General features: G+C 35.8%; 22 protein-coding genes, 1 pseudogene and 1 riboswitch. Of the genes and pseudogenes, 17 read left to right on the forward strand and 6 right to left on the reverse strand.

What is annotated here, in order from left to right; translation table 11 throughout:
* Positions 1–12 precede the first annotated feature (12 nt).
* Entirely contained in the window at positions 13–423 is a 411-nt protein-coding gene (locus tag D612_RS0103405; RefSeq protein ID WP_017754081.1) for a DUF2000 domain-containing protein, read from the reverse strand.
* A 138-nt stretch (positions 424–561) separates the two neighbouring features.
* Here D612_RS0103405 and pdxR point away from each other — a divergent pair, with 138 nt between their 5' ends.
* Positions 562–1968, forward strand: a complete 1407-nt coding sequence (gene pdxR, locus D612_RS0103410; RefSeq protein WP_017754082.1) for a MocR-like pyridoxine biosynthesis transcription factor PdxR — start codon at positions 562–564, stop codon at positions 1966–1968.
* A gap of 548 nt (positions 1969–2516) precedes the next feature.
* Here the strand turns inward: pdxR and D612_RS0103420 are convergent.
* Together D612_RS0103420 and D612_RS19620 are read right to left on the reverse strand one after the other, a co-directional pair.
* Complete coding sequence (locus D612_RS0103420) at positions 2517–3062, reverse strand: MltG/YceG/YrrL family protein (RefSeq protein ID WP_017754084.1); 546 nt, start codon at positions 3060–3062, stop codon at positions 2517–2519.
* Complete coding sequence (locus D612_RS19620) at positions 3055–3243, reverse strand: hypothetical protein (protein ID WP_017754085.1); 189 nt, start codon at positions 3241–3243, stop codon at positions 3055–3057. Before D612_RS19620 ends, D612_RS0103420 begins: the two co-directional genes overlap by 8 nt.
* A gap of 207 nt (positions 3244–3450) precedes the next feature.
* Here D612_RS19620 and D612_RS17765 point away from each other — a divergent pair, with 207 nt between their 5' ends.
* The 11 genes and pseudogenes from D612_RS17765 (at position 3451) to D612_RS0103480 (ending at position 14914) form a co-directional block, all read left to right on the forward strand.
* A complete protein-coding gene (locus D612_RS17765) occupies positions 3451–3837 on the forward strand; it encodes a DUF6904 family protein (protein WP_407637447.1) in 387 nt (128 codons plus the stop codon).
* 266 nt (positions 3838–4103) lie between these two features.
* Positions 4104–5759, forward strand: a complete 1656-nt coding sequence (locus D612_RS0103435; protein WP_017754087.1) for an S-layer homology domain-containing protein — start codon at positions 4104–4106, stop codon at positions 5757–5759.
* A 69-nt stretch (positions 5760–5828) separates the two neighbouring features.
* Positions 5829–7598, forward strand: a complete 1770-nt coding sequence (locus D612_RS0103440) for an Ig-like domain-containing protein (protein WP_017754088.1) — start codon at positions 5829–5831, stop codon at positions 7596–7598.
* A 130-nt stretch (positions 7599–7728) separates the two neighbouring features.
* Positions 7729–7851, forward strand: coding sequence for a toxin-antitoxin system, addiction module toxin component MazF (locus tag D612_RS17770; protein WP_233274980.1), 123 nt, complete (start codon positions 7729–7731; stop codon positions 7849–7851).
* 199 nt (positions 7852–8050) lie between these two features.
* Positions 8051–9259, forward strand: a complete 1209-nt coding sequence (locus tag D612_RS0103450; protein WP_017754090.1) for an SEC-C metal-binding domain-containing protein — start codon at positions 8051–8053, stop codon at positions 9257–9259.
* 30 nt (positions 9260–9289) lie between these two features.
* Positions 9290–10417, forward strand: a complete 1128-nt coding sequence (locus D612_RS0103455; protein WP_017754091.1) for a hypothetical protein — start codon at positions 9290–9292, stop codon at positions 10415–10417.
* 128 nt (positions 10418–10545) lie between these two features.
* Positions 10546–10767 carry a heavy-metal-associated domain-containing protein gene (locus D612_RS0103460; RefSeq protein ID WP_017754092.1) on the forward strand — a complete coding sequence of 74 codons (222 nt, stop codon included), beginning with the start codon at positions 10546–10548 and terminating at the stop codon, positions 10765–10767.
* On the forward strand, positions 10764–12656 hold the full coding sequence (locus tag D612_RS0103465; RefSeq protein WP_017754093.1) for a heavy metal translocating P-type ATPase: 1893 nt from the start codon (positions 10764–10766) through the stop codon (positions 12654–12656). The genes D612_RS0103460 and D612_RS0103465 overlap by 4 nt, the downstream gene beginning before the upstream one ends.
* 93 nt (positions 12657–12749) lie before the next feature.
* Positions 12750–13475, forward strand: a complete 726-nt coding sequence (locus tag D612_RS0103470; RefSeq protein ID WP_017754094.1) for a Crp/Fnr family transcriptional regulator — start codon at positions 12750–12752, stop codon at positions 13473–13475.
* Between the two features lie 295 nt (positions 13476–13770).
* Positions 13771–14256 (forward strand): annotated as a pseudogene (locus D612_RS19210) (amino acid ABC transporter permease); the annotation flags it as partial.
* 4 nt (positions 14257–14260) lie between these two features.
* Positions 14261–14914, forward strand: coding sequence for an ABC transporter substrate-binding protein (locus D612_RS0103480; RefSeq protein WP_083888479.1), 654 nt, complete (start codon positions 14261–14263; stop codon positions 14912–14914).
* 101 nt (positions 14915–15015) lie between these two features.
* Here the strand turns inward: D612_RS0103480 and D612_RS0103485 are convergent, their stop codons facing one another.
* Both D612_RS0103485 and D612_RS0103490 read right to left on the reverse strand, forming a co-directional pair.
* The gene (locus D612_RS0103485; RefSeq protein WP_017754097.1) at positions 15016–15618 is read right to left on the reverse strand and encodes a polysaccharide deacetylase family protein; all 603 of its coding nucleotides are present in this window, start codon (positions 15616–15618) and stop codon (positions 15016–15018) included.
* An 81-nt stretch (positions 15619–15699) separates the two neighbouring features.
* Entirely contained in the window at positions 15700–16080 is a 381-nt protein-coding gene (locus D612_RS0103490) for a hypothetical protein (RefSeq protein WP_017754098.1), read from the reverse strand.
* Between the two features lie 478 nt (positions 16081–16558).
* On the opposite strand from D612_RS0103490, the gene D612_RS17775 reads away from it, so the two are divergent.
* Entirely contained in the window at positions 16559–18235 is a 1677-nt protein-coding gene (locus D612_RS17775) for a Na/Pi cotransporter family protein (RefSeq protein ID WP_017754099.1), read from the forward strand.
* Between the two features lie 127 nt (positions 18236–18362).
* On the opposite strand, the gene D612_RS0103500 is transcribed toward D612_RS17775, so the two are convergent.
* Positions 18363–20267 (reverse strand): FapA family protein, encoded by a 1905-nt coding sequence (locus D612_RS0103500; RefSeq protein WP_017754100.1) that lies wholly within the window; start codon positions 20265–20267, stop codon positions 18363–18365.
* A 211-nt stretch (positions 20268–20478) separates the two neighbouring features.
* A riboswitch (cyclic di-GMP riboswitch) is annotated at positions 20479–20564 on the reverse strand.
* A gap of 362 nt (positions 20565–20926) precedes the next feature.
* Between D612_RS0103500 and D612_RS0103505 the strand changes: the two genes are divergently transcribed.
* From D612_RS0103505 to D612_RS0103520, 4 genes are all read left to right on the forward strand, one after another.
* On the forward strand, positions 20927–21286 hold the full coding sequence (locus D612_RS0103505) for a rhodanese-like domain-containing protein (RefSeq protein WP_017754101.1): 360 nt from the start codon (positions 20927–20929) through the stop codon (positions 21284–21286).
* A 446-nt stretch (positions 21287–21732) separates the two neighbouring features.
* Entirely contained in the window at positions 21733–22866 is a 1134-nt protein-coding gene (gene queG, locus D612_RS0103510) for a tRNA epoxyqueuosine(34) reductase QueG (protein ID WP_017754102.1), read from the forward strand.
* Between the two features lie 192 nt (positions 22867–23058).
* Positions 23059–23841: a methylated-DNA--[protein]-cysteine S-methyltransferase gene (locus D612_RS18935; RefSeq protein ID WP_017754103.1), complete on the forward strand. Its 783-nt coding sequence runs from the start codon at positions 23059–23061 to the stop codon at positions 23839–23841.
* Between the two features lie 394 nt (positions 23842–24235).
* Positions 24236–25159, forward strand: a complete 924-nt coding sequence (locus tag D612_RS0103520) for an amidase domain-containing protein (RefSeq protein WP_017754104.1) — start codon at positions 24236–24238, stop codon at positions 25157–25159.
* Positions 25160–25294 lie beyond the last annotated feature (135 nt).

Below are 25294 nucleotides of genomic sequence, written 5' to 3' on the forward strand. Positions count from 1 at the left end.
TCCTTTAAATTATTAACGTAAAAGTGGGAGGCTGCCTGTCAATTTGTTTACCTGTTTCTTATTTCCGTAAATCGCAATTCCAAGGTATTGTAAATGGTCTTTTGTAAAAGTGGAAATTTTATCCCGATAGTCATCATAGTTCTTGGTCATTTGAGCCACATTGGAAAAATCGACAAGAAATAAGTCAGGATAATGAGAACCGATCGTATCCCGCAGTTCTTTAATTACTGTTCCTGACCCCTTTAAAATGGGGATAGGGATGGTTGTAATCCCTTCATGAGTTTGCCCATCACCATCAACCACAACAGAACCGATGATTCCTTCCATTTTTTCCCCTAAAGTCAATGCTAATACTGCTGAAGTATTGGCGATTAACCCAAGTGGCACTTCTGAATCAATCACCATGACACATTTTTCATCCATGATTGATATAAACCTCCTATAATTCGCTTTATAGTTTTTAAATTTTCGTACTACTTTACGGTATCATGATAAAATGGTTAAAATAAGTGCCAATTCAGAGAAACTTTTTGAGTACCAATTATGAAGGAGGAGAAATGAGTGCTATGGATTCCTATTGATCGCACACTTGATATTCCTTTGAAAAGACAAGTTTATGAATACATACGGAAATTAATATTAAATGGAGAGCTAAAAGCTGGAGAAAAGCTACCAGCTACTCGTGAATGTGCTTCCCAATTAGGAATTTCACGAAATGTTGTGATTGAGGCGTTTGAACAACTCTTAGCGGAAGGATATATTGTTGGACGGCAAGGTTCAGGTACTTTTGTAGCAGAAGGGGCGTTTTTAGAACAAAGACAGGAAGAACAAAGGGTAAACCAGAAAAAAACCGAAGAGGATAGGATAGAAAAGGCTGTGATTGATTTTCGGTCGGGGATACCTGCCTTAGATATGTTTCCAAAAAAGGATTGGGGAAGATTAGCCAAAGAGGTATGTATAGAAGCTCCTGATTCTACATTTGGATATGATCACCCTGAAGGGCGATTGGAATTAAGAAAGGTTCTTTCACAATATCTAAGAAGAACAAGAGGGGTCAAATGCCACGCTGACCAAATTGTCATTACATCTGGAGCAACTCAAGCCTTTTCTTTGATTACAAAACTATTGCTTTCTCAAGGTGATAAGGTGGTAATCGAAGACCCTATTACAAATGAAATTCAAACTATTTTTACATCGACTGGAGCAACTATAATCCCAATCCCTGTTGATGAACATGGGATAAGAGCAGAATTACTTTCTAATGAGATAAAACCGAAGTTTATTTTTGTTACTCCATCCCATCAGTTTCCATTAGGAAGTATTTTGCCTATTCAACGTAGAATTCAACTCATCCAATTTGCAAGAGTAAACCAATGTTACATTGTCGAAGATGACTATGACAGTGAATTTCGTTATGATGGGGAACCGATCAGCTCCCTGCAAGGCTTGGATTCTGAAAGAGTTATATATGTTGGGACATTTAGTAAAAATCTTTCCCCATCCTTACGATTGGGCTATGTGGTACTTCCGCAGGCTCTTATTGAACGTTGTAAAAATCTAAAATGGTTTCAAGATCTTCATACTCCATCATTGAATCAAATGCTTCTTGCTCGATTTATTGAGGATGGCCTATTGGAACGGCATATACGTAAAATGAGAAAAGTTTATATGAAAAGAAGAGAAGTATTGAGAGAAGCATTACTTCGTGTGTTTGGACAAACTATTGAAATTTCAGGTGATTCCACTGGTTTACATCTCATTGTAGAATTTCAAGAGTTTGAGTTTACAGAGGAATTAATAGAATTGCTTTTTCAGAATGGAATACAAGTATATCCTGTAGAGCATCATTCGATCCAAAAAGGCAAGCATGTAAGTAAATTGATATTCGGTTATGGAAATTTAAGTGAAAAAAAGATTAGAGAAGGAATTTCTCGATTCGGTGAGATTTTAAAGGAAATTGCTAAATAAGAAGTATTTATTCAAAAGGTTGGGAATTTGAACATTGATGAAATAGTTCATAAGATGCATGAAGAAGAAGCGTATAAGCAAACTGCTAGTAATAGCCCTATATCCTATTTATTTGCAAAAGATTTATCAATTGATTAATAAGCGGGAAGGTGTAGGTGCCTAAAAAAGAAGAAAGTTTAATAAGTTTAAAGTTCAGATCATCACTAATTTAGTGGAGGTCTGTTTTTGTTTGTTGTTACTGACACTACAAAATCGATCAAAATTGTCGGTGTCATTTTTCCATAATTTTACGGAAAAAATGCCAATAAAAAAGGGAAGCACGTATTCTGTAACTAGCTTCCCTAGGGTATTATTAAATATCAACTTCATAGATTTCTTTTGGATTTAAAATAAATATTGTGTCATTTGGGGCACGAAAGTTCTTACCGAGGTCGATTCGGCTAGAGAGTTTCATTCAACCTAAGCTAGGATTATTTTCATATAGAGTGGCTTTCTTTTCAATTGCGATTGTGGATCATTTGTAGCATAACAAATACATCCAATTATTATTAAACGCGATTTCTTGTTATAACGCTTATTATTTCATCATTGTTCATAGATGAGTTTAATTTATATTCGCCAACTTGTATATATTTTGCCCCATTCTTTGATTCAAGCGTTTTAATAAAATCACCTTGGTGTTTAATAAGGCCGCTTTTCTTCAATTGATAAGCTACCTCACTACTTACCATACCTTTTGTAATAGTAAATAGTTTATCTTCGGGTTTATTTTCTTCTTTTTCTTGTTTATCCTTTGAAATTTGTTGATCGAGTTCCTTGTCATTGTCCGATACTATTAGAGTAGGTTCATTCTCAGCCTTACCGTTTTCCTGTGGCGTGTTTGGCTCATTTTGATCTATATTTGCTAGTTCTTCTTTAGAAATGACGACTAAGTTATTCTCTTCTAGGAACGAAGTTATAGTATCTTGATCTAGAAGAGTATCCTTAGAGACGGTATTAGAAGAATCAAATGCAAAAATAGGCTTGAAAACGATTAAAAGTATAGCTGAAATAAATAAACCGATTGCTATCCCGCGTGCTGTATGTTTATCCACGAATTTTACTTCCTTTCTCCAAGTTCTTTACTCTGTCTTTTAATTCTATAATTTCGTTCATAAGGTTAATATTCACATTAGAAACTTGACTCGTAATCTCAGATTGATAATCTTTTGCAAAAAAAGAGTAAATAAATAAACTAATACTCGCTAGGAACAATAATGTAATTAAAAGTGTCATGGTGTCTGGTCCTCCTTCATCGTATTCAATATATTATAGTATCATATGTTCGTAAAAATTTCGCTAAAATACGACACTTTTCGCAGTATTATCTTAACATCTTTTAAATATTTTATTATCAAACTTAAAATCCGTTATTTTTTGCAAAATAGAAGTACAGAGAATTTGATTAAAGATTATGGCTTTAAAGGATCTTCTATTAATAGCATGACACGTATGAAGCGAAGCTTGACGCAAGTGAGCTGGGATAAAACTGTTTCTCAGGTAAGAATGCTGCAAGCAGCAGTAGCAGAATGTATTAAAAAAACAGTATCTGATGCAGCTTATGCAAGACTACTAAATGTGATGAATGGCAGCTATGTGTCTACTTATAGGTATATAACTCAATACATTGATATTTTAAATGATAAATTCATTAATATGAGTAACGAAAAACGTCTAAAAAACATTACAACTTTTGCAAAGCGAATTGCTGAGTGTAATAAGGAGTATCGAGAGCTGGAAGCTGATCTTAAGGAAGAAGCTAGAAGGCGCAACTGCAGGGTCGAGGATTTACAATTAGCAATTGATTATCCATATGAGATAGAGTGGTAATAATAAGTATTTTAAGAGATATAATTTCTTGTCCTTCGGTCAAAGTAACGAGGGACTTTTTTGTATACTACAAAATTTTACAAAAAATTCACTCTTTTCAGAGGATTTGAAGGATATTTATTGAATACTTTCAATAGATGTTTTTAAAAAAATATATCATCTTGTTTTGGAATAGTTGGAGATAGATTTGTGGGCTTACGCTTTGAAACTTTAACAACATAAACGGAATAATACTACAATTTCCTCTTATGGAAGGATGGTAAATAATGAGATACAAAGTTACTGTAAAAAGCAATTTCCGCATTGTGAAAATTTTAGGAATAATTGCTTTTTTTCTTTTGATGTTACTAGCACTAAGTAACCTCGGTAGAGCAGAAGAAGTAGAATTTAGTGATTTTGACAAGCAGAATCAGGCGTGGCCTTATGCGAAATACCTTATAGACAGAAATATTATAAGTGGCTATCCGGATGGTACATTTAGGCCAGAAGAACCCGCGACGAGAGCAGAGCTTGCTATTATGCTCGTAAAGCAAAAAAATATGGAACCACTAACTTCACAGAATCCTTCATTTATTGATGTGCCTCAAGATCACTTTGCATACTCCTATATCCAAGCATTAGCTGAAGAAAAATATGTAAGCGGCTATCATGATAAAACCTTCAAACCTGGCCAAAACATATCTAGAGCAGAACTCGCAACCCTCTTTTTTCGATATTTTGATAGGAAGCCCGGACAGTTAATTGAGAGGAACATAGTAGACTTACCGAAAAATCATTGGGCATACAAACAAGTGGTAGCAGCAGTAGATGCAGGTATTTTAGATTTGAAAGAAGGAAAGGTAGAACCGGATCAACCAGCTACAAGAGCAAGATTAGTATTTGCTTTAGCTGTTGGGGAGATGAATAAACAGCAAATTCAGGACGAGTCCATCGTAAAAGGAGCGCAGGTATTGACCTATGCGGTACTAGATCCTTTTGGAGTTCCATCTTTCGGAGTAAAGGGGGAAGGACACTCGATTGTGTTTTCTGATACTCAGAATCATAAGCTAGAGGTCATTGGTAGCTATAAAGTAGTCTCGACTCTTGCTGGAAAAAGCACAGGTCAGGACGAGTATGGAATGCCTATCGGTGGTTATAAGGATGGCACGGCTACTGGAGCGATGTTTGCTGCTCCCAAAGGCATAGCTCATGATGGGCATGGTACTTTCTATGTCGCAGACTCTGAAAATGGGGCAATTCGTACTGTAGATTGGAAGGGAAATGTAAAAACCTTTGTTAAAGGCTTAAATAACCCAATCGGTATTGCTTTAGGAGCAAATGGAGAGATTTATGTTGCTGAGACTTTAAATCACCGCATCTTAAAAATTGATGCGCAAGGTAAATGGACCGTGCTTGCTGGTGGTGGATATAAAGTAGAAAATGGAGAGCCTGTCGGTACTTTTGCTGATGGCAAGGGAGATGCAGCAAAATTTAATGAACCACAAGGATTGGCTATCGATGATGAGGGCTATTTGTACGTGGCAGATACCGGGAACCAACGTATTCGTAAAGTAAGCCCTGAAGGTGTGGTAACGACCTTAGCTGGTTCAGAAAATGATTTAATTGATTGGACCTCATATGTCGAAGGTGGCTATCAAGATGGATATGGGGAAGCATCCCGGTTTAACTTTCCTGTAGGACTAGCTGTGGGTAAGGATAAAACAGTATATGTCGCCGATTCGCTGAATCATTGTATCCGAGTAATTTCGCCAGAAGGAAAGGTCAGTACCTTAGCTGGTGCTATGGTACCTGGTAGGGTAGACGGTCGCGCTTCGTTGGCTCAATTTAATACACCTACTGACGTTTTGCTCTGGGAAGATAGCAGCATACTCATTATCGATCAAGGGAATTCTTTGATACGCCAGTATATACCTAACAAGTAGAGAGATTATATCGTTTCCGAATGAAGAAGTAGGTTAGAAATAATAGTTGAATGGGAAGGGGTGTATAGAATGATGAAAAAATTGGCCTCGGCTTTGATTGTTATCTTGCTTGTTAATTTTATTCCGCAGTTTAATGCTTTTTCCGTCCAGCAAGAGAGAGCTAGGGCTTCTACTACCACCTTTGTTACACTTGAAAATGTCATAGGTGAGGTATATGTCAAAAAAGGGGGCGGACTTAAGGAAATCAAAGGAACGAACGGAATGCCTCTTGTCCAAGGAGATTCAGTGCGGACAGGGAAGGAAGACTCTGCAAACTTGGTGTTTACTACAGGTAGTAAAATAGCCATAGGTTCAAATACCAAATTTACCATTATAATTGCAGATTCAACCAATACTTCTGGTGGGAAAATCTCTATAAAATTAAAATCTGGTACTCTTTGGAATAAAGTAAATGGCCTTAAAAATGCAGATGACATATATGAAATAGAGACCCCAACGACAGTGATGGAAGCAAGGGGAACCTTATTCTTAGTTAGTGTGGATCCTATCTCTGGTGAGACAACAGGTATAGTGATGGAAGGTGCTGTAGGAGCTCAGCAAAACATTTTGCGAAATCTGGGGCAGCAAGAACAGTTAGTTCCGATGGGAAATAGCATCCAAGTACCATCTTATATGCAAATGAATTTTACGCCACCGCCACCACCACCACCGGTTCCTATTGATATGAATATTATCATTGGTCGTGAAGACCCATCTGTTTTGGCGAATATTGCTGTTGACGTGTTGGACAGAATGCAGGAGCTTCAGCAACAAAGTCAGTCTTATTTAACAGGTTATCAAAATACGAATAACTCTGCCTATCTTCAGGGAGCCTTGCAACTTTCTCAGATCAATACGCTTTTGGTAGATTTAAGCCAGCAATATATGGCTGCAGTTCAGGGCACAGCACAAGAACAGATGATGAATCGAATCTTTGAACAACAGCAGAGAAATATAGACGCCCTGAACCAGCAAGTGCAACAACTATCAGATCAAGTTGAAGAAACTAGACAAAATGTTTTTGAAAATGCCCAACGTGCTGGAATATATCCTGAACAGATCCAGCGACTCTTGGAGAATGCACCAATTGCGGCAGCAGAGGCCGGCGCCGGCACCGGTACCGGCGGAATTATTGTACCACCACCACTAATTCCACCATCATATGGAGGCGGAAGCTCGAATGATAATGATTCGAATTCGGGTGGGGATGATAGCGGGGACGATCATAACAACGATGGTGATGAAAAAGTAATTCAGTTCATCAATCCATTTGAAGCCGTTTACGTTCTTACGGGAACAAGCAAAGAAATGATTCCACTGCCAGCACAAGTAGAGGTAACACTTAGTAATGACACAACCGAAATGCTTAATGTCAGCTGGGATAGCGGGACACCAGAATATGACCCAAATCAAGCAGGAACTTATGAATTCACAGGAACAATTGACCTAGTAGAGGGAATTACAAATCCGGGCGAATTAAAAGTCCAGCAGAAAGTATATGTAAAAGCCCAACAATCAATAATGGAAGCTGTGACTTCTCCCGATACGATTATCGTAGAATATGGCACAACTCTAAAAAATATTCCATTCCCAGAACAAATAGAGGTTAGTTTAAGTGATCAGACAACCGAAACGCTTAATGTCAGCTGGGACGGTGGGACACCCGAATATGACCCAAATCAAGCAGGGACTTACGAATTTATTGGTACAATCGATCTAGTAATATGGATAACAAATCCGAATGATTTGAAAGCTAGGCTATCAGTGACTGTGAATCAACAGAAACCAGCAACATCCTAGCAGTCTTAGACCCGGAATTAGTTGGAAACAAAAAATATGATACGTAAAAAGAAATAGAGAAAGAGTTTAGGAGCAACTCCTAAGCTCTTACCCCATGACAGGAGTAGTTTTAACTGATAAAGTGAGATCATTGGATTGGACAGCTCGTAATCTTAAAGTATTAAAGAAGTATGATCCAGAAGATGAACAAATTCAAGAAATAGATGAAATAATATATGAATGTCCAGCGAAAATAGAAACATACCTGACGTAATCCTTCTCTTGCCGAAAAGGGTTATTTTTTTTACTAAAAAGTATTTGTATAGCAATTCAATAAAGAACTGAGCTTTATAGGAAATATTTTTTTACAAGCACAGAAGTGATAAAATCAATGTATAGTGCTTGGACGTGAAATAATACAGGAATTGTTATAAAGCTTGAAACTATTAAAATTTTGAGAGTAGGTGTATGGAATGAGTGGAAATAAGGAATTAGAAGAAGGGATGGAACAGGCATTTTTAGAATTACAGGATTTGATAACTGAACATGTAGCAAAACTGAATAAAAAGCATTGGAGCGAAATAATTGTTCCTTTTACATTACATGAGGGACTAAGCAGATATAAGAAATCTGACTTGGATACAATTAGGAAAGCATTAGATGTTAGAAACGCTAGTAGTTTAAAAAAGGCTGACCTCGTTGAATTGCTTCAAGTGAAAATACGTGAGTATCTTGAAAACATTTATATTTTATGGGATTCTGAACGGTTTAAATTGCTGATGACTATAGCTGATAACGGAGGTCATATCGAGGAGCCAGAGTTAGATCCTGAACAAATTGAATATTTTCGTGGGACAGGTTTGATTTACACGGGGACATTTGAAGAAAAGAGGATACTTGCCGTGCCTTATGATTTGGTCGAACAGATCATTACCTTGAAGAATGATATTACCATTAGGAAAGCAATTAACAGAAATACAAATTGGGTTAAGCTTACAAGGGGGCTTTTGTATTACTATGGTACTTTAAGTGCAACGCAACTCGTTCAAATGATTGAGAAGTATACAAAAGAAAAAATAAATTTCAGGGAATTCATTAGAGTCATATTGGATGCCAACATTTATCGTGAGGAGATCCAACTAGATGCCAATGGGTTTTCTGATGGTAGTGTAATTGATTCGAATATAGTGATACAGGAGCACCTAGCGAGGGCAAGTGTACCTTACTATCCTTTTACAAAACAGCAGCTCCTTACAGCAGGCGAACCGGGATATGTCGATCGAAATGAAAGCTATGTGCAATTAGTAAACTTCCTTACCCAGAATTATAAAATTGACAGGGAGGATGCTGACATTATTGCAGAAGAATGTGTTTATGCAACTAAGATTGGTGATAGTCCTAATGATATATTTCAATATTTAGGAGAACGATTTGAATTTGATAGTATGGATACTGCCCAAGCTTTACTAGATAAAGTTGTATATCTGATGAATAACACTAGGGAATGGTTTCTTAAAGGTTATACTTCAACAGAGTTATTTGAAGAAGAGAAAAAACATTTACAGCCGTTGCCGACCTCAAAATTCAACTATAGTGACAACAAAAATGATACGAAAGTCGGTAGAAATGATCCGTGTCCTTGCGGAAGCGGGAAAAAATATAAAAAGTGTTGCGGGAGATAATCCTTTAACCGTTCCAGCTTACTATATTTAATGATTGATAACTATGAGGGTTTAAAGAAGCTTGATCCGGTTAACGAACACTATCTTGAAAAATACCAAAAAGATAAGGTTGATTTTTTAAAAGAGTATTCCCGTACAAAGGGCTCCTTTCAAATTATTGCTGATTATTCAAGACACTGTGTTGCTTCTGTCGATCAATTTAGAGTGCTACTTCAAAATGCTAAACAAGACTATTATTTTATATTTGAATATATTTTGGATGAAATACGTGAATTATTTAAATGCAAGAAATTTGAGGCCGGCATTGATTTAGCTAAAATGGCTCTTCAACATATTGAGAAGCTACCAATTAAGGATTCAATTTTCTTTCAGAGATTTATTTTCTTTTATCATTTCCAAATTCCTATTCTTTACTTGAATTTATATGAGCGAGACTTAAGAAAAAATCTCGTGGAGACAAAGCGGAAGCTTGGAGAAGGGTATACCATCATCAGGGGAACAGGTCCTGAATCTTACAAACAATATAATCAAATTATTGCATCCTTGACCAGTGGATTTGCTGCTGTGAAACGTTTAATTGAACAACGAAATTTTTATTATTCATCATTATATTCTAATTTTTTGTTTGCTTTAAATGAGTTGGTTAATGATTTTAAATTTAAACAATCTGATAGGGTAAAAGTTCGCAGTATTATTCATGAGTATATTGAATTAATGGAGCATACATTTAAAATTAGTGACTTATTTACAATTAAATTGAAGGAAAAAATATTTAAAGAGGAAAGGGAGATGCAGCCTATATTTGAAAAAAGGGAAAATGAAATATTTCAACAAATGGAACACGTAACAGGTTCTTCAAGGCGAATTAGGGATATTCAGGATGTTTTACAATGCTATAACAATATGGAGAATAAGACTAATAAAGACCGATTTGCTTTCTTGGCTGTATATCGGAAACAGGTAGCCATTGATTCTATAAAAGAAACAATTGATGAAAATTGGCTACAATTTGCTAGAAAAATATATCAATCCATAGATGATATGGACCTTGCTCTTTATGAAAAAGCAATTCTATCACACTTTATCGGCATTTGGGAGTTAATAAACTCTCAAGAACAGCTACCACATGAGGGTGCCGTAAAACGAATAGTTCAGTAACCTTCCCGTTATTAAATAAACTCCCTATTTTTATTTTCTCCACCTCGCTTCAAACTTGATGTAAATCAATTTTTTATCCCGATAGAAGTTGTAAGCTAGAGCTATCAAAACAAGGGAGGAGTACATTTATGAAAAAGTCAGTATTTCAATTAGAAGAATTAACGTGTCCATCATGCATCAAAAAAATTGAGACAACGCTTACTAAAGTTGACGGGATTGAATCAGTGAAGGTGTTGTTTAATTCTAGCAAGGTAAAAACCGATTTTAATGAGGAGCAGGTAACGGCAGCTCAAATTGAAGAAACAATAAAAAAACTAGGGTACGAAGTATTATCTACGAAAGTCTCATGAAATTTATAAATAAACATAAAAACCATATTACATTTATTGCTGCCGTTTTGATTGGTATTGGATTTCTTTCTGATAGTATTGGGTACGGTAATATGAAAGACGGTGCCCTAATTGCGGCTACCGCGATTGCCAGTATCCCTATTTTTATAAAAGCAATTCAAGCACTGCGAATGAAAGCATTTAGCATTGAATTGTTAGTTTCGATTGCCGTTATAGCGGCCTTGTATATTGGTGAATATGTTGAATCCGCGGTAGTTACGTTCTTATTCTTATTTGGAGCCTATTTAGAGTCTCGTACGTTAGAAAAGACACGTTCATCCCTTAAACAATTAGTTGACATGGCACCGCTGGAGGCTACTGTTATTCGCGATGATCATCAAGTTGTTGTTCCAATTGAAGAAGTGGTAGAAGGGGACCAAGTCGTAATTCGTTCAGGAGGGAAGGTTCCGGTCGACGGTAAAATTATATCAGGGCAAGCGTTCTTGAATGAAGCGGCTGTGACTGGTGAAAGCACTCTAGCTTCAAAAACGACCAACGATATCGTATTTAGTGGAACAATTGTCGATAGTGGCTATGTCGAAATTGTCGCTGAAAAAGTTGGCGATGATACCACCTTTGCCAAAATTATTGAACTAATCGAGGAAGCGCAGGAAACTAAATCGAAAACGGAGAAATTCCTTGACCGTTTTGCTAATTATTACACACCTTCAGTTGTAGTGCTTGCGATTATTGTGTATATATTGACAAGAAATCTTCACTTAGCGATCACATTTTTAGTCGTGGCATGTCCAGGTGCATTAGTTATTGGTGCCCCCGTTTCTACTGTTGCTGGAATTGGGAATGGTGCCAAACATGGTGTCCTTGTAAAAGGTGGGGAGGTAATGGATAAGCTTTCAAAGGTTGATACTCTCGTCTTCGACAAAACAGGTACTTTAACAAAAGGGAAACCTGAAGTAACTGATATTAAAGTGTTTACGAATATAGATTCTAACGAATTATTAAGAATCGTAGCTCAGGCAGAAACAATTTCTGAGCATCATTTAGGACAAACAATTGTGAAAGAGGCACAAGCAAGAAACCTTACTTTTAGTAAAATTGACAATGGTGAGGTCATAAAAGGAAATGGAATCCGAGCCTATATTGATGGAAGGTCTGTCGTTGTTGGAAATCGAAGTTTGTTAGAAGCAGACGGGATTGAGGTCCCAGTCAACGTAGGTAAGTACGCATTGGAACGAGAAATGGCTGGGAACACAGCTGTTTTTGTGGCTATTGAAGAAAAAGTTGCAGGCATCATTTCAATTGCTGATCAAATTCGCGAGGATGCAGCAAGGGCTTTAGCAGAGATGCGGAAAAATGGCATTAAAAAAATCGTGATGTTGACAGGAGATAATAAACATACAGCAGGATTAGTTGCGAATCAATTAGGATTAGACGTATACTACGCAGAGCTTTTACCAGAAGATAAAGTGGACTATGTTAAGAAATTAAAAGAAGAAGGTAATGTTGTTGCGATGGCTGGTGATGGGATTAATGATGCGCCTGCTATCGCAACGGCACATATTGGGTTGGCAATGGGGAAAGGTGGAACTGATGTTTCGATGGAAACGGCGGATGTCGTTTTGATGGCTGATAAGCTTATGCAATTTTCCCATGCTTACTCGTTGTCAAAAGCTACTATTCTTAACATTAAGCAAAATACATTTTTTGCAGTTGGAATTGTGTTTATACTATTAGTTGGGGTTTTAATGGGATCCGTTCATTTGGCTTCCGGTATGTTTATTCATGAAGCTAGTGTATTACTTGTAATTCTCAATGCGATGCGCTTAATTCGTTTCAATCATAAGACAATTAAAGCTGAAAAAGATCTACAACCGATCATGTCTAAATAAAAAATAAGTCCCCATTGGATGATATGGTGTTCAATAAATGTATGGTAGGATAGATATAAAAGAATAGTTTCTGTGAATGTGAGGTGCAAGTATATGCCATCTAAAGAAATGCACGTTCATGAATGTAATCACCACGAGTGTAATTATACAAGTGGAACACGCAATTCTTGTGTTTCGTTAGTACCAATATTTAATCACTTAGAAGAAACTCAAATGGATGAGATTATGGCGACCGCTCGCTCCGTCTCTTATAAAAAAGGAGAAATCATTTATCGTGCCGGTGACAAGTCTGACTCCCTTTATATAGTAAGTAAAGGGAAGATTAGAATTTATCGCCTATCAGATTCTGGGAAGGAACAGCTTGTAAGAATTTTAATTCCTGGGGATTTTACCGGCGAATATGCACTATTTAGTAAGGCAACACATGAGTCTTATGCCGAAGCGATGGTTGATACAACAGTATGCATGATTAAACAAGCCGATCTGCATGAATTTTTACTTAAATATCCTTCGATTTCGCTAAAAATTTTAACGGAATTTTCTACAAGACTTGAGCAGTCAGAACGACAAACAACAAGGGTTGTAACGGAAAAGGTTGAGACAAGGCTAGCGATGTTTCTAGCTGAAGAAATGGATCGTGAAGCCCAAGGGAATGAATTCGTTCTGCCAATGAGCAAGAAAGATTTAGCCTCATATTTGGGGACTACACCTGAAACAATTAGTCGTAAACTTTCTGAGTTTGAAGATCAAGGCTATATAAAACAAAAGCCGCGAAAGAGAATAGAAGTACTTGATTTAGATGGCTTACTGCTTGTATAAAAAAGTTATATGTTATTCAGGACATTTTTGGCAGTATATTATGATTCCATAATTTTGCCGATGTTTAACAAAAATTATTATATAAAACAAGAGATTTCATAACCCAATGAGATCTCTTGTTTTATTTTGCAAAACGGACTTTCGCCTAATTCCCGCTTTTTCAATATTTGCACAAATGAAGCTGGATTTTCAATTTTTATAATAATAGCCCGCTTTACTACATACGTATTAGTATATTGTACAGAAAATCTTGTACAAAAAGTTAGTAAAGTTAAATTCGAAAAGGGTGTTATTGATGTCCAAATTTATTGAGACGTTTTTCCAAACATATAATGGCTTTTTGGGTGCAGTAGTCGTCACATTACAAATTACAATTGTTTCACTACTAATAGCCTGCGTGTTTGGTTTAGTCGTTGCTTTAATGAAAATTTCAAGCTTTCGTATCCTTAGAATGGTGGCAAGTGGATATATTGGACTTATTCGTGGAACACCGCTAATTGTTCAAATTATGTGGCTATATTTCGGTATTACCTCTTTTGTAGTTTTGTCCGCCTTTTGGGCTGGTGCAATCGCATTAGCCATACATAGTGGTGCATATATAGCCGAGATTTTTCGTGGGGCAATTCAATCCATTGATAAAGGCCAAATGGAAGCAGCTGAATCCCTTGGTATGACAAAATCATTGGCAATGAGACGAATTATTTTACCCCAAGCATTCAAACGAGCAATTCCACCATTAGGAAACCAATTTATTATTGGCTTAAAAGACTCCTCACTTGTTTGCAATGAGTGGTTTATATCCACCGTTTAATTATCAAGATAATGGCAAGCTTGTGGGCTTTGATGTTGAGATTGGCTATGCATTAGCTGAAAAAATGGGAATGGAGCCTAAGCCTGTAACGAATCCTTGGCAGACCATTTTGGCAGCCTTAAAGGCAGATAAGTTTGATGCGATTTTAGGGAGTATGGCGATTACCGAAGAACGTCTAAAAGAGGTCAATTTCTCAGACCCGTACTATAAATCTGGAGCACAAGTGTTTGTTCATGCGGACAATGGTGAAATTCAGTCAGTTAATGACCTGCATGGCAAGAAAATTGGAGTTGTTGTTGCTAGTACATTTGAGGATATTGCCAGAGAATATACAGAAGAAGTTACAACCTATGATAGTGATGTAACAGCTCTTCAGGATTTGCTTGTAAAAGGCCGTCTTGATGCAGTTATTACGGAACAACTTGTCGGGATGTATGCGATCAATCAAAATGATTTAGCAATAAAGACGGTCGGGGACCCATTGTATATCGATCAAATGGGGATTGCAATTAAAAAAGAGCAGACAGAGCTATTGGAGAAGGTAAATGCTGCTTTAGCAGAAATCATTGCTGACGGGACGTATGCAGAAATTAGTGAGAAATACTTTGGTGAAAATATTTACGACTAAAAAGAAATAGAGTGTTGAAAGGTAACTCACTAAAGAAACTCCCCTAGAGGCCAAATGGATTTTAAGGATCCGTCCTGCCTAAGGGGAGTTTTTAATGTTCTTTACAGCTTGTTTGTAAATTCAAAGCCTTTCTCTCGAATACCCTCAATAATTTGCGGCAAAGCCTTAGCAGTTTGCTCTAATTCATGTAATAGAATGATAGAACCATCTTTTACATGTTCTACAACATTTTCAACAATTTTTTCGGGTGTGTGTTTATTTGACCAATCATACGATGTAATTTCCCACATGATCGGAGTCAGATTTAGCTCATCTAATATCGACATCGTATCCTCATTGTATTGTCCGTAAGGAGGACGGAAATGTTGAACTTTTGTTCCGGTAATGCTTTCAATCTTATCGATACTATATTTGATTTGCCCAAACTGTTGACCTTTCGTTAATCTGACCAAATTTTTATGATTACAAGCATGTGAGCCAATATGATGACCTTCGTTCAAAACTCTCCTCCATGGTCTACCCTTGTATAAAAGTTTCGATTGCCAAAAGAAAATTGCTTGAATATTTTCTGCGTTTAAAATATCTAATATATCGTTTAAATGGCGGCCGGGTCCGTCATCAAAAGTAAGAATAACTTGACCTAAAGCGGCTGGCCGAACTTGGTATATATTTTTTATCCACCTTGTATCCTTAAGATCGTACACGACGTCATCGTTAACTACTCATGGGCAATTCATTTCTATGTTCTCTCCTTTAAGAAAGTAATCTCACTAATATTTATTATCTTACGAATACCAATGAGGTTCAGCATTATCATCCTTCAAAACTCTACTTAGTTCTTCGTTTATTTGCTTTAGCAATTGTCTGAAATCTTGCTCACTAATTTGCTTTGAATTAGAGAAATTTCCGTTAATTCTCTCATTCTCATTATAAAAAATATCCATATTAATAATTGCTTTTCCATACCCATATTGCTTTCCATCTTTTTTAAGATAAATGCAAGAAAGGTAATTAGGACTTTTCACATTAAACGGATTTTGGATAATATCATTGTTCATTGGAAATACAAGTTCACCTTGGTCATCAGGAGAGAGGGGATTATGAAAAAGCGGACTGCCATTTTGAGCAAAATAAAAGCGTGTAAAAAGTTGAGCGTACGTATCCATAAAAACGACCTCCTAAAAAAAATTTAGTGAAGCATTTTTGATACTACTATGTTTATAATTCGCCGAAAATGTTAAAAACCCTTGTGTGTCTGTGTAATTAAAAGCATGATTCTACATTTCAATACCTTCTAACACTAGAATCAAATCAAACAAAATTTAGAGTCACTAAAAGAGAAGCTTAAACAAAATGTAACTGATAGTAATCAGGATGAAGTGGTAAGAGTAATAGAGGATACTCGAAGGCTTGTTATCAATCGAGAAGCTCTTAATATTAAATAGGTTTTAATAAATATTATATAAATCATACCTGCAAATAACGAGCTCGAAGGGAGAAATTTTCTATGAGTGAAAAGAAATTTACAAATTTTGTCCCCCTAAAATATAGGGGGATTTTTTATGAAAAAGTAGAGGTTTCATAGCTATATGGTAAAATATGTTGTATATTACTAGTTTTTAATAAAGGTAAACTTCAGTATTTATGATTTTAGCAAGAATGCTCGCAACATTAGTCGTGAGATGTTCAATAGAAGAAATAGGTGATCGCTTGGAAACAGTTTCTATTATAATGGGTGGGATTGGGCTTTTTTTACTTGGAATGGTCTTAATGACTGATGGATTGAAAGCAGTAGCCGGAAATTCGTTAAAAGATCGATTAAGTAGATTAACAGGCGGCGTACTGCGGTCTGTAATTTCTGGTGCAACAGTGACGGCGATTGTTCAGTCTTCAAGTGCAACGATACTAATGACTATCGGTTTTGTCAGCGCTGGGTTAATTACATTTACACAATCAATAGGTGTCATACTTGGGGCGAATTTAGGTAGTACAAGTACAGGTTGGCTCGTATCCTTGATCGGTTTGAAGGTAAGTGTTACTTCGTTTGCCTTACCGTTAATAGGGATTGGAGCGTTGCTGAAATTTTTCACAAATGGTAAGTATTCCTACCAAGGAATGGTATTAGCAGGTTTTGGCTTGATTTTTTTAGGTATAGGAACATTACAGGATGGAATGGCGGGTATTGCTGAAAATTTTTCGTTACAATCGTTCATAGGTGATTCTTTTTTTCAACTTTTACTGTTAATAATCATTGGGCTTGTAATGACCGTTGTCATGCAATCATCTAGTACAGCAATGGTGATTACTTTAACGGCTCTAGCTGCAGATGCTCTTTCGTTTGAACATGCCGCAATGTTAGTGGTTGGGCAAAATATTGGGACAACTGTAAAAGCGTATTTTGCTACTATAGGTGGAACAGTCCAAACAAAAAGAACGGCCATGACCCATATTATGTTTAATATTATCGTTGCTTTTATTGCTCTCCTTCTATTCCCGTTAATTTTGGGTTTTATTGGGTGGCTGGAGAGATTTGTTAATTATAGTGATCAAGCAATTTCATTAGCAGTTTTTTCAACACTTATTTATATTTTGGGAATCATTGGTTTGTTGCCGTTTTTATCTTTTTTCATAAAAATAATTACAAGAATAGTGCCTGAAAAAGGTGATAAATTAACAAAATATTTAGATTCAAGTGTAGCAACTGTGCCTGCAGTCGCTATTGAGGCTGTGCGCAGAACGTTAATAAGAGTATCAAAGGCAATTTCTAGAGCAGGCATTGAGGTATTTGATAAAAGGGTTATATCAACCGTCTTAAAGAATCAATTCATTGAAGCGAATGCGGCAATTAATGAAACAAGGAATTTTCTATCTCAAGTTGGAAGCAATACTTCTTCAAGAACAGAACTGGAGTACCATCAGCAAGTAGCTTTGATTCATACAATTGACCATCTTGAGCGCTTATTAAAAGCTTTAGAGGAATCAGACTACTTAGAGCATTTACATAAAGATGATATGATACTAGCATTGTCAGATGATATGTGTAATTTGTTTGCAGATATATTGGATAAGCTATCCTATGATCGCAATGAGAATTTGGTATATAAAGTGAAAATAAACTCACTTGCTATCGCTGATTTGCGTCGGAAAAGTAGGAAGGAAATCATTGAGAAGACTGTTTTGCGTCAATCCGATGTAGATGCAACGATACAAAAGGTTCATACTCTCCACTGGATTGATAGGGTTGCCTTTCATCTCTGGAGAAGTATGCATCATTTAGATAAATGCTTTGAGAGCGAAATTGTTGCAGAGAGTGAACGTTAAGCTGAAAAAGAGGAATAGCGGGAATCAAAAGTGTGAATAATTCCCGCTAAATTGGCATTGTCTCTAATTATTCATGGTGAAAGGATTTGAATATCCTGATAGCTTGTAATCGAAATATTACTATATATTAAGAGCTTGTTGAATAGGAAATAATCGAGTTAGTTTCATGTTCTAGGGTATAGACGATGTTTTCTTGAGGATCAAAAATATCCTTACTTATGTTTTGAATTGCAATTTTTGCATGATTTAATTTTTTTATTTCAATTTGCTTTCCAGCACTTAAATAAGGAATAGCCCCTGTTAATGCTCCAACCTCGTTAGCTTTAATAGTATTAACCGCGTCTATTTTACCGCCACGTATAACTGAATCTTTATTTGCAAAAATTACTTTATCTCCAGAAAAAATCTTCGTATTCACGGTACCTCTTCCATGAATTTTAATACAACCATTTGCTTTAATTTCTGCACCATCTGCTTCCTTAAAATGTATTTCACTATTGTCAAGAATGGATGCTTCTGACTGATTTATATTATCATTTAGTGAGAAAATAATATTCTCAATGATATTTATATTTTTTATTTGATGTATTTGATTAGTATTTTCAAAGTTCTTGAGCATATTATAAAGAATTTGAATAGATGCCGGAATGGCAATATTAATATTACGCGCTTCTTTAACAAGATCAGACAGTTTTTTTATCATTGGAATCAATTCACTAAATTTTTGTTCTATTAATGTATTGATTATTTTTCCTAACGTAATATTTGCTAAATTTTCTTGATTGATTCTTACCATTATTTGATCTAGTACTTTAGAAAAACTAGTAAATGTAAATAGTAAATCCTGCATAATTTTATATAGCTGATTTAACAATACACCATGCTGTCCGGCAAAAATATTACTATAAAGAACGGATCCATCGATAAATATATTTTGTGCTGATACAATTGTAGAATGGTATACATTCCCTTTTACATATACGTTTCCCATAGCATCTATTCGCATGTTATCTTTTACATGGCCGTATACAATAACATCCCCATTAAACATAATATTTCCTGTTTTAATGTCGACATCACCTAATACTTCATGTACCTGCAATATATCAAAGTATTTTACCGAATTACCTGTGAGAGTTGGGCGTCCAGGCTGAAGTGCAATCACACGCCCATCATCCTTAATCTCTACTTTATTTTTCGTACGAACCTCGACTTTTTTCGGGGGTCTGCTTTTTAAAATTTTCCCTAATACATTAAAGCCATCTCTTCCTTCTAAAGGCTTATGAACTTGTGCAATTATGTCTCCAGCAGTAACAGTAGGAATTTTTATGCGATTTTTGAAGTCGACTTTTCCTTTAATCTCTTCAAATAGTACTTCAATGTTATTTTGAAAATTAGTTTTTATATAGCCATCTCGAGATTCAATAATTGGAATACCTTCTGCAACTATAACTGCTTGAAAGGTTGGGGATTTTAATTCATTTAGGATAGCCGTTATATTAATATCACATTTAATCCCCATTTTATAGATTTCATCCATAATATCAGAGCTTACTCTTTCGATATCGATTTTTTTTTCGATCTGTTCTAATTCAAACATGAATTTAAGAGCTCTTTTTTTATCCTTTATTCGATAAGATATAATAATACTCTGATGTAATTGTAAAAAAACCTTCAGTTTGTCTTTACTAATTGTGATATGGAATTCAGAATTATCTTTAGGTCGCCAAGCTACTTTATCTCGTTCCTGGACTACGGTTTCTTTTACTATTTCCCTATTATTAACGAAAATTTTTACACTTGAATGGGGAATTAGGACGGGCTGTTTTCCATTATTTTTTGGATCCCTTATAAATAATTCGCCACCTCTTGATTCAATAAATCCATCATCCTCATTCAATTCAGTTGTTGTTTGTTCAAATTTATTGTTGATCGCTAATTCTTTTTGTACAGATTCTAAGTAATCTCCAATCATTACTTTGTGATTATCTTGAAATTGGTCTATTATTCTATTTAGATCATTTCTGTCCATGTTGTATCACATCCATTTACTAGTGTTTTTTTACAGTGGCTCTAGCAAAAAATAGATAAATAGCACTCACTTAAGGATAAACTTAGTATCCAATTCATACAGTTTATATCTCTTTTGCTTTATTAAATCACCTGCTAATGATAATCATTTTCAATAAAACAAAAATAACCACCAAAAAGGTGGGGTTTTAAGGTCATAGAATAACCATCTTTTTGGTAACCCGGCTATCATTGGTAAGTAGCCTTTAGACCCGTGGCTTTGCGTCCCTACCTTTCGGTAGGTTTGCTATTATCGTAAGACGACATTTTTTATTTAATTTTATTATTTATATAGTTTATAATCTGTGATATTCATCACACCTATTTATCGGTTTTTAAATTATTCTTGATCATTACGTAACTACAAATACTAGTTGACAATACTAGTTAAAGTACTAGGAGACAGTACTAGGAGACAGTACTAGGAGACAATACTAGGAGACAGTACTAGGAGACAATACCTAGTTGACAACATACCCATATAGGTATATTCTAATTGTTGTCAGTGTTTTTTTATAAGCAAGAGCAGATCATTAAATTAGTGTTAGAAAATTTCGATATTCATGGTAGATTATTTATTAGGTATATCTTTGATACTTAAATGTTATGGGAGGAATTAGCATGGAATATTTAAATTATATAATTTTGGGGTTAATTATTATCTTCTTGGTTCGGAAATTTTTACCAGCAAAAGGTGTAAGGCAAATTACTACGGCACAATTAAAAAATGAGTTAAAGGACAAAAACAAACAATTTATTGATGTCCGTACACCGGGGGAGTATAAAGCAAATAACATTCGTGGCTTTAAAAATATTCCATTGCATCAATTAGGAAATCAAGCTGAATCAAAGCTATCGAAAGATAAGGAAGTAGTCGTCATTTGTCAAAGTGGATCTAGAAGTAATAGCGCATGTAAAATTTTAAAGAAAAAAGGATTTGAAAAAGTAACAAATGTAAGGGGCGGCATGAGTGCTTGGTAGCCAGTTGCCCTTTTTACAAGAATAACAAAATATTTAGCATATTGTGTAATTTGTCCTAATTTTTTCTAGTAAAAAAGTTTGTATTTTTTGTGAAAAAACTATTGATTGAACGATTGCTCGATGCTATAATTTGAAACATCGAGTTAAAAAAATATGACTTCTGCTATCAACGCAGTGTTTCGTTTCATAGTAAAACGAGGCATTGCGTTTTTTAATGGGAACAAAATTGTTAAAATTAATTGATAATTATAATATGAACCATAGATAATTACTATCAAATGTCCGATATCTTTATGGTAAAAAGTAATAAGAGTCAATCATCAAAATGTCCGCAGCCTTAGTATTAGTATAAGGGCTAGAAAGTAGTAAATACCAAACATCAATATATCAAAATCCAAGATATTCGTACTAACATTCCAAATATAAAAGGAGAGGAGTGGAGAAGAGTGTCATTTGCCGAATTAAAGCAACAGCTTATTGAGTATAGCAAAATTATTGGGATTGATAAGATCGGCTTTACAACAGCAGAGCCTTTTACTGATTTGAAAAGAAGGTTATATGTTCAGCAGCAATTGAATTATCAATCTGGATTTGAAGAGTCAAATATAGAAAAAAGAACAGAGCCTGGACAGCTTCTTTTAGGTGCACAGTCAATTATCTCGATCGCGCTGGCCTATCCAACAAAAATGAAGGATGCTCCTCGAAGTACGAAGACTGAACGCCGTGGCTTTATAAGCCGGGCTTCTTGGGGATTGGATTACCATTATATATTGCGTGATCGCTTAGAGAAACTAGCAAAATTCCTAGCAGAAAAGGTTCCAGAAGCACGCACTAAATCAATGGTTGATACAGGCGAGCTTTCTGATCGGGCTGTTGCGGAAAGAGCTGGTATTGGTTGGAGCGGGAAAAATAGTTCAATTATTACGACTGAATTTGGCTCTTATGTTTATTTAGGTGAAATGATAACAACCATTCCTTTTCCCCCCGATGAACCTGTTGAAGATTTATGTGGTACTTGTAATAAATGTGTGAAAGCTTGCCCTACAAGTGCATTAGTTCAGCCTGGGCAATTGGATTCAAGAAAATGTATTGCTTTTTTAACACAAACAAAAGGATTTTTAGAGGATAAATATCGAGAAAAGCTTGGAAATCGAGTATATGGATGTGATACGTGCCAAACCATTTGCCCATATAATAAAGGAAAGGATTTTCATCACCATCATGAAATGGAGCCTGATTCTGAAATTGCAAAGCCAATGTTAAAATCACTTTTATTTATAGGCAATAAAGAATTTAAAGAAAAATTCGGACCTATGTCTGGGTCATGGCGCGGGAAAAAGCCGCTACAACGGAATGCGATTGTCGCACTTGCCCATTACAAGGATGAAACTGCCATACGTGACTTAGGGAAAGTACTAAAAGAAGATCCTCGCCCTGTTATAAGAGGAACTGCAGCTTGGGCATTAGGAAAAATTGGCGGAGAAGAAGCTAAAGCAATACTGACTATTGCTCAGCAAAATGAACAAATTGAGGAAGTTTTAGTTGAAATTGAAAAATCTCTTAAAGTGTTAGAGGATTAAATTGGTTAAGTGAGCAAAAGTATTTGTTTGTATTTAAATTCAAAAAGTGCTTAAAATGTAGTCTAAACTGAAATGAATTTGTGATGTAAAATTAATGAGAAGGACGATTGTTTATTCTTCATTTTACATTATAGGTATTTTAGCAAAGTTTTTTTTCAGCAGTCCAAAAATATTGAAAAGGTTTTGGTAAAAATGAAGCCTATATACTGTTATGCAGAAATGGAAAGTCCGATTGGTACGCTAACAATTGCTACAACTAATAAAGGGATTTGCAGTATTGAATTTGGTTGTTTTCAAGATGTTCAGCCTTCTTTGATAAGCTGGTTAAATAAGCATTTTTCTACAGATGAAATAATTAATCGGAATGAAATGCAAAACTCTGATGCTAAAAACGATCTCAAGAATCGCGATGAAATGTCCGATCGTACAATAGACGAGCTCAAGAATCGCGATGAAATGTCTGGTCGTACAATAGACGAGATCAAGAATCGCGATGAAATGTCCGGTCGTACAATAGACGAGCTCAAGAATCGCGATGGAATGTCTGGTCGTACAATAGACGAGCTCAAGAATCGCGATGGAATGTCCGGTCGTACTATACACGAGCTCACCTATCACGATAACATGTTACAGCTTGCCATAGATGAGTTAACTGAGTATTTTAATGGTGAGCGGGAACGATTTACGATGGAGCTAGATTTGTATGGAACACCATTCCAGCAAAAGGTGTGGAAGGAGCTATTAAAAATAAAATACGGGTCAACGAAGTCATATAAAGACATTTCTGAAGCGATTTCGTCTCCAAAGGCGGCTAGGGCAGTGGGTTCGGCGATAGGACGAAATCCAATACCAATAGTTATACCTTGCCATCGTGTGATTACAAGTAATGGTAGATTAGGCGGTTTTAGTGGCGGACTAGACAAAAAGGAAAAGCTATTGGCGCTAGAAAACATCCCGTTAAATCCGATGTTTTAATATTAAGGTTGTGTTTAAATCCAGTGCTAATTTTTATGACCTAGCCCAGAACACCCGTGACTTTAGTCATGAGCGGTTCAGATTAAATTTGATGTAGCGACGGGCGATGGCACGTGAGGAAATGTTAAAATTGAATCTTAGTCTTTATTCGGCACTAGAGGCAACAAAGTTGGCTCCCAGCTGGACTTAGACCGTATGTAAAATAAGCGAAACACCTTCCAAAAAGCATATGCGTTTAGTGGGTGAGGTTCACCAAAGGTTTAAAGTGCTTACAACTAACGATGTAGGCACTTTTATTTTTTTACAAGCATAAATTGTTATTAGAAATTCTATCTATTGTTTAGCAACGTCACACGACAAAACGAATGAATGGTATGAAAAAGGAGTGACAAGTATGTCGTGGTTGGAGCAATTAAAAGAGTTAATTAATGTCCGTCTCCATAAAATAGTCGGTAATTCAGTACGTTGTAGTGAGACGGAAAGGATGGAATATGAACAACAGCTTGAAGGAAAACTGGAGCAATTAAAAATGCGTAACGCTGAAATTGTAAAAGCGACGGCAAAAGGTCAAGTTGTAAGTCAAAAGCTAGTGGAAGGGTTTCGGATTGTTGATTATACGTTACATCAACAATTTTTAATAAAACAATCAAATGAAAAATACATTTTTGAAGAACAAATTGAACCACGCCAGCTCATAATAAACGATAATCACATCATGAATAATCACATCATGAAAGATATGTTATTGCCGAAGACTACTGCAAAGACTAATGAATATGTTGATATTAAACTTGAGGATTATAATGATAGCGGTGAAAACCGTCAGACGTATCATTATGATCGGAGACGAGCGGTTCAATATGCGGAGAGATGGTGGAATAGTTATAATCCGAAATATAAAAAGTTTACAGATGATTGCACAAACTATATTTCGCAATGCTTACATGAAGGTGGAATCCCAATGACGGGATTTGGTAATCGTAATAGGGGTTGGTGGTACAGCGGCAATTCATGGAGTTACAGTTGGACTGTTGCCCACGCGTTTCGCTGGTATTTAAGTGGAGCAAAACAAGGGATTCGTGCCGTTGAGGTTTCCTCAGCGAAAGAATTAATGCTTGGTGATGTAATTTGCTATGATTTTGAAGGTGATGGTAGGTGGAATCATAATACTATCGTAGTAGCAAAGGATGCAAATAACGAACCATTAGTGAATGCCCATACGTATAATAGTCGTATGCGGTATTGGGCTTATAGAGATTCTTCTGCTTATACTCCAAATATCAAATATAAATTTTTTCATATTTTGGACCGACCATAATAAATATTGATGCAAATATTTAAAATGCAAATGTGGAAGTGCTATAATATAAAGGTTGAAAAAGCATTGAGGTATTCATTATAAATATTTGCTTTTTTATTAATCATCATAGTAAGTGTAAAAATTTTTTGAGGT

The organism is Calidifontibacillus oryziterrae, assembly GCF_000331575.1.
In the GTDB taxonomy this organism is placed as follows: domain Bacteria; phylum Bacillota; class Bacilli; order Bacillales; family Bacillaceae_J; genus Calidifontibacillus_A; species Calidifontibacillus_A oryziterrae.

Coding starts and splice junctions, on each gene's coding strand:
- D612_RS17775 (WP_017754099.1), top strand. CDS start 16,559: ATGATTTTAGCAAGAATGCTCGCAACATTAGTCGTGAGATGTTCAATA.
- D612_RS17765 (WP_407637447.1), top strand. CDS start 3,451: ATGACACGTATGAAGCGAAGCTTGACGCAAGTGAGCTGGGATAAAACT.
- D612_RS0103405 (WP_017754081.1), bottom strand. CDS start 423: ATGGATGAAAAATGTGTCATGGTGATTGATTCAGAAGTGCCACTTGGG.
- D612_RS0103465 (WP_017754093.1), top strand. CDS start 10,764: ATGAAATTTATAAATAAACATAAAAACCATATTACATTTATTGCTGCC.
- D612_RS19620 (WP_017754085.1), bottom strand. CDS start 3,243: ATGACACTTTTAATTACATTATTGTTCCTAGCGAGTATTAGTTTATTT.
- D612_RS0103455 (WP_017754091.1), top strand. CDS start 9,290: ATGATTGATAACTATGAGGGTTTAAAGAAGCTTGATCCGGTTAACGAA.
- D612_RS0103440 (WP_017754088.1), top strand. CDS start 5,829: ATGATGAAAAAATTGGCCTCGGCTTTGATTGTTATCTTGCTTGTTAAT.
- D612_RS18935 (WP_017754103.1), top strand. CDS start 23,059: ATGAAGCCTATATACTGTTATGCAGAAATGGAAAGTCCGATTGGTACG.
- D612_RS0103520 (WP_017754104.1), top strand. CDS start 24,236: ATGTCGTGGTTGGAGCAATTAAAAGAGTTAATTAATGTCCGTCTCCAT.
- D612_RS0103505 (WP_017754101.1), top strand. CDS start 20,927: ATGGAATATTTAAATTATATAATTTTGGGGTTAATTATTATCTTCTTG.
- D612_RS0103490 (WP_017754098.1), bottom strand. CDS start 16,080: ATGGATACGTACGCTCAACTTTTTACACGCTTTTATTTTGCTCAAAAT.
- D612_RS0103500 (WP_017754100.1), bottom strand. CDS start 20,267: ATGGACAGAAATGATCTAAATAGAATAATAGACCAATTTCAAGATAAT.
- D612_RS0103480 (WP_083888479.1), top strand. CDS start 14,261: ATGAGTGGTTTATATCCACCGTTTAATTATCAAGATAATGGCAAGCTT.
- D612_RS0103460 (WP_017754092.1), top strand. CDS start 10,546: ATGAAAAAGTCAGTATTTCAATTAGAAGAATTAACGTGTCCATCATGC.
- D612_RS0103435 (WP_017754087.1), top strand. CDS start 4,104: ATGAGATACAAAGTTACTGTAAAAAGCAATTTCCGCATTGTGAAAATT.
- D612_RS0103450 (WP_017754090.1), top strand. CDS start 8,051: ATGAGTGGAAATAAGGAATTAGAAGAAGGGATGGAACAGGCATTTTTA.
- D612_RS0103470 (WP_017754094.1), top strand. CDS start 12,750: ATGCCATCTAAAGAAATGCACGTTCATGAATGTAATCACCACGAGTGT.